This window comes from Micromonospora sp. AB353, assembly GCF_049538395.1.
Classification (GTDB): domain Bacteria; phylum Actinomycetota; class Actinomycetes; order Mycobacteriales; family Micromonosporaceae; genus Micromonospora; species Micromonospora aurantiaca.
This window is the reverse complement of the sequence record NZ_JBMVFV010000053.1, coordinates 1-13,251: the sequence shown is the minus strand read 5'-3', so window position 1 is coordinate 13,251 and position 13,251 is coordinate 1. Positions and strand designations below refer to the sequence as shown.

The following is a 13,251-nucleotide window of genomic DNA, read 5'->3' as shown; positions in this document are numbered from 1 at the left end:
AAGGGGCCTTCGACGCGGGTCAGCGCGACCCGGAGATGAGCCGCCGGCCCACCGAGGCGATCAGCCGGTCCAGCTCCGAGCCGAACGGGTTGTCGTGCACCAGGTACGTCCAGGTGGCGGTCGGGCGCACCAGCTTCGACGAGTCCGGCTCCCAGTCCTCGTCGAACTCGGTCTCCTCGAACGTGGCCACGGTCCGCGTCTCGATCTCGGGCACCAGCGCGTTGAACGCCGGCACCGCGCTGCGGTGGAACTCGTCGAGCGGGTCGAGCCGGCCCAGCGCCCGCAGGTGCACGCCCTCGCGTACCTCGGACAGCTCGGCCAGGTGATCGGCCCAGAGCCGGTCCAGGTGGTAGAGCGCGATCTTGCGGGCCACGTCGGCGAGCAGGTCCTCGTCCATGTCGCCGGCCTTCTCCGGCACCCGCTCCAGCAGCATCAGCGCGGCGATGTCGCTGGTCAGCAGCCGCTCCCGGCGCTCGGCGAGGGCCTTGCGCTGCTGCTCGATCACCTGGCTGTAGCGCCACGTGTTGCGGTGGATCTCGTGGTTGACGCCCTCGGCGACCCGCTGGGCGTGCTCCACCGCGTAGTCTACCTGCGGGTCGGTGACCAGGCCGTCGGCGTTCATCCGGGGCGAGGCCGGCACGGTGTCGCCGGCGTGCCGGACCACCAGGTCGTCCTCCAGGCTGACGAAGAAGACCGACCCGCCCGGGTCGCCCTGCCGGCCGGCCCGGCCGCGGAGCTGGTCGTCGACCCGGCGGCTGTCGTGCCGGCCGCTGCCGATCACGTACAGGCCGCCCAGCTCCGCCACCCGGTCCCGGTCGGCCTGGTCGCTGCCGCCCAGCCGGATGTCGACGCCCCGGCCGGCCATCTGGGTGGAGACCGTCACCGCGCCGTACGCGCCGGCCTCCGCGATGATGCCGGCCTCCTCGTCGTCGTTCTTGGCGTTGAGCACCACGCACGACACCCCGGCGGCGTTGAGCGCGGCGGCCAGCCCCTCGGACTCCTTGACGTCGAGCGTGCCGACCAGCACCGGCCGCCCCGCCTCGTGGCAGCGCGTGATCTCGTCGACCAGCGCCTCCTCCTTCTCGGCGCGGGTGGCGTAGATCCGGTCCGGCTCGTCCTCGCGGACGCAGGGGGTGTTCGGCGGGATCACCGCGACCTCGAGGCCGAAGAACTCGCGGAGCTGGTCGCCGACGAGCACCGCGGTCGCGGTCATGCCGCAGACCGTCGGGTAGAGCGCGATGTACGCCTGCACGGTGATCGTGCCCAGCACCTCACCCTCGGCGGTGGCGTCCAGGCCCTCCTTCGCCTCGACCGCGGCCTGTAGGCCGTCCGGCCAGCGGCGGCGCTGCGCGACCCGGCCGCGCATCTCGTCGATCAGCTCGACCGAGTCGTCCCGGACGATGTAGTCCACGTCGCGGTGCAGCAGGGCGTGCGCGTGCAGCGCCACGTTCACCGCGGAGAGCTGCCCGACGTGCTCCTCGTCGTACAGGTCGATGCCGCCGAGCTTGGCCTCGACGGTGGCCAGGCCGACCGAGGTGAAGGCGACGCTACGGCCGTCCTCGGCGATCGTGTAGTGCTTGCCCTTGCGCAGCCCGCGCACCAGCGCGGCGGCCGCGTGCACCGGATCCTGCTCGCCGCCGACCGCGCCGGCCAGCACCATCGGCACCCGGGCCTCGTCGATCAGGATCGAGTCGGCCTCGTCCACGATCGCGGTCTTCAGCGCCGGCTGCACCCGGTCGGCCAGGTCGGTGACGAGCTGGTCGCGCAGGAAGTCGAAGCCGGCCTCGCTGACCGACACGTAGGTGACGTCGCAGCCGTACGCGGCGCGCCGCTCGTCGGGCGTGGACGCCTCGTTGACCCAGCCGACGGTCAGGCCGAGCAGGTCGTAGACGGGTGTCATCCACTCGGCGTCGCGGCGGGCCAGGTAGTCGTTGACGGTCAGCACGTGCACCGGGCCGTTGCCCAGCCGCACGTGGCCGTACGCGGCGACAGTGGCGGTGAGCGTCTTGCCCTCACCGGTGGCCATCTCGGCGACCTTGCCGGACAGCAGCGCCATCGCGCCGAGCAGCTGCACGTCGTAGGGGCGCTGGTCGAGCCCGCGCCGGGCCGCCTCGCGGCCGATCGCGCAGATCTCCTCGTACCCCGTGGCCTGGCCGGCGGCCTCGGTCAGCTCGGCGTCGGAGAGCTGCTCCAGGTCCGCCTCGCGCGCCTCGATCGCCGGCAGCAGCTTCTCCAGCGGCGCCAGGTCGACTGTCGTCCCCGGGCGCTGGAGGAACCGGCGGAACCTGGTCTTCAACCGTTGCGACACACCCATGAGCCGCAACGGTACGCGAACCGGAGCCGATTGTGACCCCCGCCCACCGCGCGCCGCATTCCCCCGCCCACCCGCTCCCCCGCCCGCTTCCGTCGATCATGAGGTTGACGGCATGTCGTGTCCGTTTTGTCGCCGTCAACCTCATGATCGACGCGTTCGGGGCGGAGGCGCGTCAGGGGGTGAGGACCACCTGGAGTTCGCTGCGGCGGCGGTCGGCCAGGTCGGTCAGCAGGGTGGGGGCATCGTCCAGCGGGACCACTGCCGAGATCAGGTGCTTGCGGATCACGTCGCCGTACTGGCGCAGCAACTCCACCGTCTCCGCCGACAGCCGCTCCCGGTCCCAGGTGGGGGCCAGACCGCGCGGCACCCGGCCGATCTGCGCGCAGCGCAGCGACAGCCCGTTGTGGTGGAACTCCTCGCCGAGCCGGACCGCGTCCGCGCCCGCCTGGTAGAACGCCAGGTCGATCACCGTGCCCTGGGGGCGCAGCAGGCGTAGCGCGAGCTGCAACGCCCAGTCCTGGCCGCGGCACTGGAAGACCACGTCGGCGCCCCGGTCCCCGGCCGCGTGGTTCCACCGCGTCTTGAGCACCACCGCCGGGTCGTCCGCGTCCGGGTCGAGCGTGTCCAGGCCGAGCGCCTCGGCCACCTGCCGCCGGGCCGGCGTCGGGTCGACCACGACCACCGAGGCGGCGCCGTGCCGGCGGGCGAACAGCGCGGTCAGCAGCGCCACCACACCGCCGCCGACCACCGCCACCCGGCGACCGCGTACGCCGTCGCCGAGCGTGCGCACGTCGGCGCCGCACAGGTCGGCGGCGGCGTGCAGCAGCCCGTTGGCGCAGATCGGGCCCATGTGCGCGACGTACACGCCGAGCAGCGGATCCAGGTCGTCGGGCAGCGGCACGAACCGCTCGGTGAGCGGGTCGGCCACCCAGCCGCTGCGGTGGCCGTACGTCATGGCCCCGACCTCGCCCACCGCGACGGCCGGGGTACGGCTCGCCACCACGCGCCCGACCTGCATGTAGCCGAGCCGGGTCACCGGGTACGGCGTGCTCGCCTCCCCCGGCCGGAACAGCCCGAGCGCGGCGTCCCAGGTGACGTGCAGATAGGGGTTGGTGCCCTTGACGAAGCTCAGCTCGGTGCCGGCCGAGACGCCGCTGTAGAGCGTCTCCACCCGGAACGTGCCCTCGCGCAGCTCCGGCGCGTCCAGTTCGGCCAGCTCCACCCGGCCGGGTCCGCCGACCACCACCACCCGGTCACGCATCGACGCCCACCCCCGCGTCCGCGACCGCCGCGGTGAGCCGGGCCGCCGGCCCGGTCGGCAGCGCCACCGGCCGTCCGGTACGCGCCGACTCGGCCACCGCGAGGGCCAGCCGATGGGTACGCAGCGCCTCGGCGTACGGCACCCGCACGTCGTCGCCTAGACCGCACACGGCGTCGACGAAGGCCCGGTCGACGGCGACCCGCGCGCCGTCCGGGTCGGCGGGAACGTGCCGCTCGCCGTCGGCGTCACGCACGGTCAGGCCGTCCTCGGCCAGCCACAGCGCCAGCCCGTCGGCGAGGATCTCCACGCCGGCCCGGTGCTTCCAGCCGAGCACGCAGGACGCGGCGAGCGTGCCGACCGCACCGGAGCCGAACCGCAGCGTGGCGGCGGTCACCGAGTCGATGTCGGCGCCGTCGACCGGCGGCGGGCTGCCGTCGCCGTAGGCGGTCACCTCGACCGCCTCGCCGGCCAGCAGCCGGACCAGGTCCAGCACGTGCGCGGCCTGCTCGACCACCGGGCCGCCGGAGCGGTCCCGCCGCGCCCACCACGCCACCGGCGGCACCTTGTCCAGCCAGGCGCCGTTGACCATCCGGACCGGGCGGCCGGCGAGCAGCCGCCGCGCCTCCTCCACCACGTGCAGGTAACGCCAGTGGTGCCCGACGCCGGTGAGCAGCCCGCGCTGCTCCACCAGTGCCGCGACCCGCTCGGCGGTCTCCAGGTCCAGCGCCACCGGCTTCTCCACGAACATCGGCACCCCGGCGGCGACCACCGCCTCCTCGACCGGCCCGTGGGCGAACGGCGGCACGCAGACGTACACCGCGTCCGGGCCGGCGGCGAGCAGCTCGTCCACGTCGCGGAACACCCGGCCGCCGTAGGTGCCGGCGAGCACCTCCGCCGCGCCCGGCGCGACGTCGGTCACACCGAGCAGCTCCACGTCCTCGAAGCCCGTGAGCACCCGGGCGTGGCGTTGCGCCACCCCGCCGGCTCCGACTAGTCCCACCCGGCAGGTACGCATCCGACAAACCCTCTCGCCACGACTGGAAGACTTCGGTCACCACTCCCCCCGGCGGCCGCGCGCGAAACGCCACCGGGGGGCGCAACGCAACGTTCATCTGCCCGGAACCGCCCGGTACGCACCTGGTGATCAGGTTGTTAGGCAAGATCCGGTTAGTGCAGATGCGGGATTGGGAAAACCATGGTTCGCGATTCCACCACTAATGGGGGGTGCCCGTGCGGGAATCAGATTCGACCGTCTCACCTGTGGTGGAGGCGTGGGCCACGTACCGCACCAGCACCGCCGCCGACTGGCCGGCGCGACGACTGGTCCGGGCCAAGGGCGCGAGCCGGGTCAGCGTGGTGCTGCCGGCCCGCAACGAGGAGGCGACGGTCGGCGCGATCGTGTCGACCGTCCGGGAACACCTGATGGACCGCGTGCCGCTGGTCGACGAGCTGATCGTGGTGGACTCCCGGTCCACCGACCGGACCGCGCAGGTGGCGCGCGCGGCCGGCGCCGAGGTGGTCAGCCAGGACGCGATGACGCGCGGGCTGCCCCGGCTGACCGGCAAGGGCGACGCGCTCTGGGCCGGGCTGGCCGCGGCCGAGGGGGACGTGGTCGCGTTCGTCGACGCCGACCTGCGCGAGTTCCGGCCGCACTTCGTGACCGGGCTGCTCGGGCCGCTGCTGACGGACCCGAGCGTGGAGTTCGTGAAGGGCTTCTACCACCGGCCGCTGGTCGGTGCGACAAGTGTGGAGCCCGACGGTGGCGGGCGGGTGACGGAGCTGATGGCCCGGCCGCTGCTGAACCTGTTCTGGCCGGAGCTGGCCGGTTTCGTGCAGCCGCTCGCGGGCGAGTACGCCGGCCGGCGGGAGGTGCTGGAGCGGGTGCCGTTCGTCACCGGGTACGGCGTCGAGACGGCCATGCTGATCGACCTGCTGGAACTGGTCGGGCTGGACGCGCTGGCCCAGGTCGACCTGGGTGAGCGCAAGCACCGGCACCAGGACACCGCCGCGCTGGGCCGGATGTCCGCGCAGATCATGCTGACCGCCTGGTCGCGGCTGCAACGGCGCGGGTGGGCGGCGCCCGGGGTGGCGCCGACCGCGCTGCTGACCCAGTTCCGCCGGGGCGGCTCGGAGACGCTGCCCAACCTCGACCGCGAGATCGTCGTGAACGACGTGTCGGTGCAGGAACGCCCGCCGCTGGCGCAGATGCGCAACCGCCTTCCCCGCCGCCGGGTGGCGGCCGCGTGAGCGGGGAACCCCGGAGAGAGGACAGCGCATGACGCTCACCGTGCTGATGAACGCCGGGCCGTGGCTGTCCGTGCCGCCGCCCGGCTACGGCGGGATCGAGAACGTGATCGCCACGCTGGTGCCGGAGCTGCGCCGCCTGGGCGTACGGGTGGTGCTCGCCTCGGTGGAGAGCAGCACGCTGCCGGTGGACGAGCGGATCGCGGTCTTCCCGGACGGCCAGTTCCACGCCTTGCAGCGGCCCTACAACCAGGTCTGCGGCGTCTCCCAGGCGCACCTGTCCGGGGTGGTGCGGGCGCTGCACGCCCGCGACGACATCGACCTGGTGCACGACCACGTGGAGGCGGTCGGGCTGGCCACGCTCGCCGCGATGGGCCCTGATGCCCCGCCGGTGCTGCACACCCTGCACTGGGACCTCGCCAAGCACCCGGAGCTGTACGGCAACCTCGACGGCGGCGACCGGGTACGGGTCAACGGCGTGTCCGCGTCGCAGCTGGCGCGCGCCCCGGAGGCGCTGCGCGCGCACGCGGTGGGGCACGTGCACCTGTCCACCCCGCTCGCCGTGGACGCGGACCGGCACCCGCCGGTGGCGAAGGGTGACCACGTGGTGACCCTCGGCCGGATCAACCCCGGCAAGGGGCAGGACCTGGGCGCCCGGCTCGCGCAGGAGGCCGGCTTCCGGCTGGTGCTGGCCGGTCCGGTGGGCCCGTACCACCGGCCGGAGGATCTGGCCGCGGCCGGCGACGAGGCCCGGCAGAACCCGGACGTGCGTTTCTTCCACGACCAGGTGGCCCCGTACGTCGACGGCGACCGGGTGCGCTGGGTCGGCACGGTGGCCGGGCGGGAACGCGACGACCTGGTCGCCTCGGCGCGGGCGTCGCTGTTCCCGCTGCGCTGGGAGGAGCCGGGCGGTACGGCGGTGGTCGAGTCGCTGTCGCTCGGCACACCGGTGGTGGCCACCTCCCGCGGCTGCCTGCCGGAGCTGGTCGAGCACGGCCGCACCGGTCTGCTCACCGGCGACGAGCGGGAGCTGGGTGACCTCGTTCTCGCCGCCGCCGGGCTGGAGCCGGCCGAGTGCCGGCAGGAGGCGTCCCGGCGGTTCACCCCGGCTCGGATGGCACAGCGGTACGTGGAGCTGTACGACCGGGTCCGGGCGGGCGTGCCGAAGCCGCTGCAGCCCGCCTGATCCCCCGCGAGCACGTCCACCGGCCCGGCCGCCCCGCGCGGCCGGGCCGGCGTTTGCCCCGGCCGGCCGCGGGAAACCGGCGCTTCCCGCGGTGGCGAGGAGGCCGGCGTGACGAACTCGATGGCGCACTCCCGGGCGCGGCGCAACCCGGCCGACGGGCGGGCGCCGGTACGCCGGATCGCCTCGGGGTTCGCCGTTCTCCTGCTGCTGCTCGGCGCGCTGGGTTTCGTGCCGGGCGTCACCAGCCACTTCGCGGATCTGCGCTTCGCCGGCCCGGGCTCCGGCGCCCGGCTGTTCGGTGTGTTCCAGGTCTCGGTGGTGCACAACCTGGTGCATCTGGTGCTCGGCGTGGCCGGGCTGGTGCTGGCCCGTACCGTCGCCGGGGCCCGCGCGTTCCTGGTCGGCGCCGGCGCGGTCTACCTGGCCCTGTGGCTCTACGGGCTGGCGGTCGACCGGCGCGACGCGGCGAACGCGCTCGCGGTCAACCGCGCGGATTCGTGGCTGCACCTGCTGCTGGGCGCCGCCATGCTGGCGCTGGGGCTGCTCGCGGCGCGGCGCGGGGACCGCCGCTGACCTGCGCCCCGGCGGCCCCGATGCCCGGTTTCGCCGGTCCGGGGCCCGGGTACGTCCGTAGTCCTCCGGCTGTGGGAGGCGGCGACCGCCCCGGCCGGGGCGACCCTCCCGACGAGGGCGGCCCTCCCCGACGAGAAGGAAACGAGGCGGCGATGGTGACCCGGATCAGGTGCGAGGTCCGTGACGAGTCGCCGGTCACTGTCGTACGGCTGGCCGGAGCGCTCGACCTGGGCACGATGCGCGCGGTGCACGAGGTGCTCGACAGCTGCCTCGCCGCGCAGCCGGACGCCCTGGTGGTCGACCTGGAGGAGATCGAGGTCGGCGAGCCGCTGGCACTGTCCGTGTTCGCCGCCGCCGCCCGCCGGGCCGCCGACTGGCCGGCGGTGCCGATGGTGCTCGCCGCTCCCTGCGCCGAGACGGCGGCCTGGCTGAACGAGACCACCGCCTGCCGGGTCGTGCCGGTGCGCCGGGACTGCGCCGAGGCCACCGCGCTGGCCGGTGCGGCGGCGTCGCCCCGGCTGCGGGCCCGGCTGGAGCCGGTCGCCGGTGCCTGCCGCCGGGCCCGGGAGCTGGTCACCGAGGCGTGCGGCAGGTGGAACGTGCCGGAGCTGGCCGGCCCGGCGTCGCTGGTGCTCAGCGAGCTGGTCGGCAACGTGGTGCGGCATGCCGGCACCCCGATGCAGGTGACGCTGACGCTGCGCCGGCCGTACCTGCGGGTCGCGGTGATGGACGGCAGCCCGGCCGACGCGCGCGCCGCGAGCAGCCGCGACCCGCGTGCCGAGGGTGGCCGCGGGCTGATGCTGGTCCGCGAGCTGACCCAGCGCTGGGGCAGCACTCCGGTCGGCGCCGGCAAGGTCGTCTGGGCCATGCTCCCGGCTAATTGACCGAATTCTCCGCTCTCGCCTGGTTACATGGGCAGAGGGCCGGGTACGCCCGCCCGTCCTGTCTGTCGTCACACGGGGTGAGATGCCATGCCCAAGCGGGTAGTCACGGAACCGGCACGAGACCGGGGGCCCGCGATCCTCGCGCCGGCCCGGTTCGGGGGATTCCCCGGGCCCGTACGGGAGGCGGTGAAGGGCAACGCGCTGTGGCGGTTGCTGCGCACCACCGACGCCAAGCAGATCGGCCTGCTCTACCTCGTCACGTCGTTCGGGTACTTCATCGTCGGCGGGATCCTCGCGTTGATCATCCGGGCGGAGCTGGCCCGGCCGGGGATGCAGATCGTCTCGCCCGAGCAGTACAACCAGATGTTCACCATGCACGGCACGGTGATGCTGCTGCTGTTCGCCACCCCGCTGTTCTTCGGGTTCGCCAACTACCTGGTGCCGCTGCAGATCGGCGCCGCCGACGTGGCGTTCCCCCGGCTGAACGCGTTCGCGTACTGGCTCTACTTCCTGGGCGCGCTGATGGTCGTGGGCGGGTTCGCCACCCCGGCCGGCGCGGCTGACTTCGGCTGGACCGCGTACACGCCGCTGAGCACCTCGCAGCACTCCCCCGGCGTCGGCGGGAACCTGTGGGTGGTCGGCCTGGCCGTGTCCGGCCTGGGCACGATCCTCGGCGCGGTCAACCTGATCACCACGATCGTGACGCTGCGCGCACCGGGCATGACCATGTTCCGGATGCCGATCTTCACCTGGAACGCGCTGCTCACCAGCGTCCTGGTGATCTTCGTGTTCCCGCTGCTGGCGGCCGCGCTGATGGCGCTGGCCTCGGACCGGCTGCTGCACTCGCACGTGTACGACTCGACGACCGGCGGGCCGATGCTCTGGCAGCACCTGTTCTGGTTCTTCGGTCACCCCGAGGTGTACATCATCGCGCTGCCGTTCTTCGGCATCATCACCGAGATCATCCCGGTGTTCTCCCGCAAGCCGATCTTCGGTTACACCGGCCTGGTGCTCGCCACCATCGCCATCACGGTGCTGTCGATGACGGTGTGGGCGCACCACATGTTCGCCACCGGCCAGGTGCTGCTGCCGTTCTTCAGCATCCTGAGCTTCCTGATCGCGGTGCCGACCGGGGTGAAGTTCTTCAACTGGATCGGCACCATGTGGAAGGGACAGATCACCTTCGAGACGCCGATGCTGTTCGCCGTCGGCTTCCTGGTGACGTTCCTGCTCGGCGGCCTGACCGGCGTGCTGCTGGCCAGCCCGCCGGTGGACTGGCACGTCACCGACACCTACTTCGTGGTGGCGCACTTCCACTACGTGATGTTCGGGACCATCGTGTTCGCCGCGTTCGGCGGGCTCTACTTCTGGTTCCCGAAGATGACCGGGCGGCTGCTCGACGAGCGGCTCGGCAAGATGCACTTCTGGACCATGTTCATCGGCTTCCACGCCACCTTCCTCGTACAGCACTGGCTGGGTAACGAGGGCATGCCCCGCCGGTACGCCGACTATCTGCCCGGCGACGGCTTCACCACGCTGAACACGATCTCCAGCATCGGCTCGTTCGTCCTCGGCGCGTCCACGCTGTTCGTGATCTGGAACGTCTGGAAGTCGTGGCGGTACGGCGCGATGGTCACCGTGGACGACCCCTGGGGCTTCGGCAACTCGCTGGAGTGGGCCACCACCTGCCCGCCACCGCTGCGCAACTTCGACCGGATGCCGCGCATCCGCTCCGAGCGGCCCGCGTTCGACCTCAAGTACGGCCCGCTCGTGTCCGACCTGGGCCGCGACCTGCCGCAGCGCACCACGAAGCCGCCGCAGAGCTTCAGCGAGGAGTTGCACCACGAGCGGCACGTGCCGGAGTCGCCGTCGGCCGGCGGCGCGTACGGCGCGCGCGAGGCGGTGGACTACCAGCCCGCGCCGCAGTCCGGCGCCCGCCCGGTGGAGGTGCCGGAGCCGGAGGAGGTGCGCCGGCCCAGCTTCGAGGAGACCGACGAGCCGGAGGGCAGCGCGCTCAACGCCGAGCGCGGCGACCAACCCAACGACAGGTGGCGGCACCCGCGCGGGCACGGGGACACCCCGGAGAACTGAGACACCGGACGCGGGCCGGCGCCGCCGGGCGCCGGCCCTCTCGTCGCACGCCACCGCGCCGGCGCCCCACCACGGGAGCCGGCGCGAGGCGTACGACGAGAGGGCCGGCAGTCCGGCCGCGGCCAGCGATCGGCGCACCGCCGGCTGCACCCGGGTCAGCCGCAGCGGCACCCCGGTACGCGCGGCGGCCTCCCGGCCGGCCATCAGCGCGGCGATCCCGCCGGCGTCGAAGCCACCGGCCCCGACCAGGTCGACCACCACCTCGCGGGGCTGCCCGGTGACCGCCTGGAGCACCGCGCGGCGCAACTGGTCCGCGCCGGCCCGGTCCACCTCGCCGCCGACCTCGACGACCACCCGGTCGCCGTTCTGCTTCACCGAGATCCGCGCCTTGGCCGGCTCGGCCTCGGCCGCGCCGTTCTGCCACGGCGGCGGCGCGTCGGCGAGCATCGCCTGACGCAGCCAGGTCAGCGCCCGCGACAGCAGCCGGGACACGTGCATCTGCGAGATGCCGAACCGGGCGGCGATCTCCGCCTGGGTCTGGTTGCCGTAGAAGCGCATCGCCAGGATGCGACGCTCCCGCCAGGGCAGCCGGTGCAGCAGGCCGCTCACAGTGACCCGGTCGTCGACGGACTCCAGCGCGTGGTCGGACTCGCCGACCAGGTCGCCGAACTCGGCCGAGCTCTCCCCGCCCACCGGCGCGTTCAGCGACGCCGGGCTGTAGCCGGCGGCCGACTCCAGCGCGGCGAGGATCTCCTCCTCCGGCGTCTCCAGCCGGGCGGACAACTCGGCCACCGTGGGCGCGCGGGACAGCTCGCTGGTCAGCGTCGCCGTCGCCTGTCCCACCTCGAGGATCAGGTCCCGCAGCCGGCGCGGCACGTGCACACCCCAGGTGCGGTCGCGGAAGTGCCGTTTGATCTCGCCGACGATGGTGATGGCCGCGTACGCGGTGAACGAACCGCGTTCCGGGTCGTACCTGTCGACGGCGTTGACCAGGCCGAGACGGGCCACCTGCTCCAGATCCTCCAGCGGCTCACCGCGCCCGCGGTACCGGCGGGCGAGCCGGCCGGCGAACGGCAGCGCGAACCGGACCAGGTCGTCCCGTGCCTCCTGCCGCCGCTCCGGTGGCAGGCCCTCGATCCGGGCCGCGTACGCGAGCGCCGCCGCGTCCAGGTCCTCCAGACCCCGGTCGGTGGTCGGTGGTGTGGGTGTGGTGGTCTGTCCGAACATCCGCGCCCCCTCGCCGAAGAGCCCCCGCCCGGTCGGAACCGGTCGTGCGCGTGGTCGGACCACGCACCGGGTGAGGAAGTTGGGTTACGTGACGGATACGTCGAAAGCGGTGGCTGCCCGCCGCACGGCGTCGTGGGCCGTTTCGCGGCGAGCGGTCTTCCCGCTCCGTAGGTACTCAATCACGGACCGCAGGATCGCGAGGAAGTTTCGCCAGGTTGGCCGGCAGGCCGGTCCCGGCGGCGGTTTTCAGGAGACCAGCAGGCCCTGGTGCGCGCCCGCGTCACGCAACGCGGTGAGGGCCTCGGCCATCCGCAGCGGCGGTGGCGCGGGCAGGTCGCAGGGCTGGTTGCGCAACACCTCCGTGGCACGTCGGGTGGGTACCGAGGCGACCGGGTAGCCGCGCGCGGCGCCCCGGTCCAGGGCCCGCCGCTTGCGCCCGAAGCCGGCCACCGCCAGCCACTGGGGCAGCCCCGCGGACGCGGGCGAGCGCAGGCCGGGCGGCTCGGGCAGCACGTCCACCGAGCTGAACGGCTCACTGCCGGCCAACCACCACTCGACGCCGGCGACCCGGCGCGCGGTGGCGTTCTCGCACCAGTACGGCACCAGGCCGGCCCGCAGCACCTGCGCCGGGTCGAGCAGGCGGCCGCACTCCACCACCAGCCGGTTGCCGGTCTTGCCGGCCCGCCGCAGCCAGCGCCGGTACAGGTCGGCGGTCACCGCGCTCAGCGCGTCCGGCTGCGGCACGACCACCCGGTGCAGCGGATGCCCGTGCCGGTCGCCGAGGGAGCGGGCGTCGTGCTCGAAACCGGACTCCACGCCGTGCTCGGCGAACGCGCCCGCCACCGTGACCTCCGGCACCGCCCAGCGCGTCTCCTCGCCGCCGGCGGCGCGCAGCACCTGACCGAGCGCGCGGGCGTCCGGGTGGAAGTCGACCGGGTCGAGGCCGCCGGCCGGGCAGCCGGCCTGGAAGCTGTGCCCGTCGCCGCCGTCTCGGACCGGCCAGGTGCGGGCGTCGTGCAGCAGCAGCACCGGCGCGGCCGGTTCCAGCCGGTCGGCCAGGAAGCGGGCGTACGCCTCCGGCAGGGTGCGCCAGCGCACCGCGAACGTCACCGCCGCGCCGGCCGCCGCGCCCCGGCTGGCCGGGCAGTGCACCTGGCGGACGTGCACGCGCGGGTTGCCGTCGAGCAGCCGGGCGGCCAGCGTGGCGCCGTGCGCGTACGCGGCGTCGGGGCGGTCCACCGCCCCCCGGGTCCACTGGCCGGCCAGTTCGAACCCGGCCGGGAGCCAGGGCACGCCCAGCGCCACCGCGAGGTGGGCGGCGGCGCCGTGCGGCGAGCCGAGGATCACGCCGGGGAAGCGCCGGTCCGGGTACTGCCCGGCGAACCATCCGGCGATCCGCTCGACGTCCACGGCGGCGATCTGGTCGGCGGTGAGCGCGGCCCGCCCGGCGGCCCGGACGGCGGCGGCGCGG

General features: G+C 74.0%; 9 protein-coding genes and 1 pseudogene. 5 read left to right on the top strand and 5 right to left on the bottom strand.

Annotated features, from left to right (window positions below; translation table 11 throughout):
- Nucleotides 1-19: 19 nt before the first annotated feature.
- From secA2 to ACPCK6_RS20430, 3 genes are all read right to left on the bottom strand, one after another.
- Nucleotides 20-2,314, bottom strand: a complete 2,295-nt coding sequence (gene secA2, locus ACPCK6_RS20440; protein ID WP_423481913.1) for an accessory Sec system translocase SecA2 — start codon at nt 2,312-2,314, stop codon at nt 20-22.
- A gap of 172 nt (nt 2,315-2,486) precedes the next feature.
- A complete protein-coding gene (locus ACPCK6_RS20435; RefSeq protein WP_423481912.1) occupies nt 2,487-3,575 on the bottom strand; it encodes a zinc-dependent alcohol dehydrogenase in 1,089 nt (362 codons plus the stop codon).
- On the bottom strand, nt 3,568-4,590 hold the full coding sequence (locus ACPCK6_RS20430) for a Gfo/Idh/MocA family protein (RefSeq protein ID WP_423481911.1): 1,023 nt from the start codon (nt 4,588-4,590) through the stop codon (nt 3,568-3,570). Before ACPCK6_RS20430 ends, ACPCK6_RS20435 begins: the two co-directional genes overlap by 8 nt.
- Before the next feature lie 248 nt (nt 4,591-4,838).
- Between ACPCK6_RS20430 and ACPCK6_RS20425 the strand changes: the two genes are divergently transcribed.
- The 5 genes from ACPCK6_RS20425 (at nt 4,839) to ctaD (ending at nt 10,553) form a co-directional block, all read left to right on the top strand.
- On the top strand, nt 4,839-5,822 hold the full coding sequence (locus ACPCK6_RS20425) for a glucosyl-3-phosphoglycerate synthase (protein ID WP_396883306.1): 984 nt from the start codon (nt 4,839-4,841) through the stop codon (nt 5,820-5,822).
- Between the two features lie 28 nt (nt 5,823-5,850).
- Nucleotides 5,851-7,005 carry a glycosyltransferase gene (locus tag ACPCK6_RS20420; RefSeq protein WP_423481910.1) on the top strand — a complete coding sequence of 385 codons (1,155 nt, stop codon included), beginning with the start codon at nt 5,851-5,853 and terminating at the stop codon, nt 7,003-7,005.
- A gap of 120 nt (nt 7,006-7,125) precedes the next feature.
- The gene (locus ACPCK6_RS20415; RefSeq protein WP_282314171.1) at nt 7,126-7,578 is read left to right on the top strand and encodes a DUF4383 domain-containing protein; all 453 of its coding nucleotides are present in this window, start codon (nt 7,126-7,128) and stop codon (nt 7,576-7,578) included.
- A gap of 152 nt (nt 7,579-7,730) precedes the next feature.
- Nucleotides 7,731-8,462, top strand: a complete 732-nt coding sequence (locus ACPCK6_RS20410) for an ATP-binding protein (RefSeq protein ID WP_135239900.1) — start codon at nt 7,731-7,733, stop codon at nt 8,460-8,462.
- An 87-nt stretch (nt 8,463-8,549) separates the two neighbouring features.
- Nucleotides 8,550-10,553, top strand: coding sequence for an aa3-type cytochrome oxidase subunit I (ctaD, locus tag ACPCK6_RS20405; RefSeq protein WP_396883205.1), 2,004 nt, complete (start codon nt 8,550-8,552; stop codon nt 10,551-10,553).
- Between the two features lie 108 nt (nt 10,554-10,661).
- On the opposite strand, the pseudogene ACPCK6_RS20400 reads toward ctaD, so the two are convergent.
- Both ACPCK6_RS20400 and ACPCK6_RS20395 read right to left on the bottom strand, forming a co-directional pair.
- A pseudogene (locus tag ACPCK6_RS20400) lies at nt 10,662-11,780 on the bottom strand (SigB/SigF/SigG family RNA polymerase sigma factor); the annotation flags it as partial.
- 246 nt (nt 11,781-12,026) lie between these two features.
- A partial coding sequence (locus ACPCK6_RS20395; RefSeq protein WP_423481909.1) for a hypothetical protein occupies nt 12,027-13,251 on the bottom strand: 1,225 nt, incomplete at its 5' end.

Excerpts from the sequence above, each read along its gene's own strand:
- ctaD (WP_396883205.1), top strand. The coding sequence starts at position 8,550 with ATGCCCAAGCGGGTAGTCACGGAACCGGCACGAGACCGGGGGCCCGCG.
- secA2 (WP_423481913.1), bottom strand. The coding sequence starts at position 2,314 with ATGGGTGTGTCGCAACGGTTGAAGACCAGGTTCCGCCGGTTCCTCCAG.
- ACPCK6_RS20420 (WP_423481910.1), top strand. The coding sequence starts at position 5,851 with ATGACGCTCACCGTGCTGATGAACGCCGGGCCGTGGCTGTCCGTGCCG.
- ACPCK6_RS20410 (WP_135239900.1), top strand. The coding sequence starts at position 7,731 with ATGGTGACCCGGATCAGGTGCGAGGTCCGTGACGAGTCGCCGGTCACT.
- ACPCK6_RS20415 (WP_282314171.1), top strand. The coding sequence starts at position 7,126 with ATGGCGCACTCCCGGGCGCGGCGCAACCCGGCCGACGGGCGGGCGCCG.
- ACPCK6_RS20430 (WP_423481911.1), bottom strand. The coding sequence starts at position 4,590 with ATGCGTACCTGCCGGGTGGGACTAGTCGGAGCCGGCGGGGTGGCGCAA.
- ACPCK6_RS20435 (WP_423481912.1), bottom strand. The coding sequence starts at position 3,575 with ATGCGTGACCGGGTGGTGGTGGTCGGCGGACCCGGCCGGGTGGAGCTG.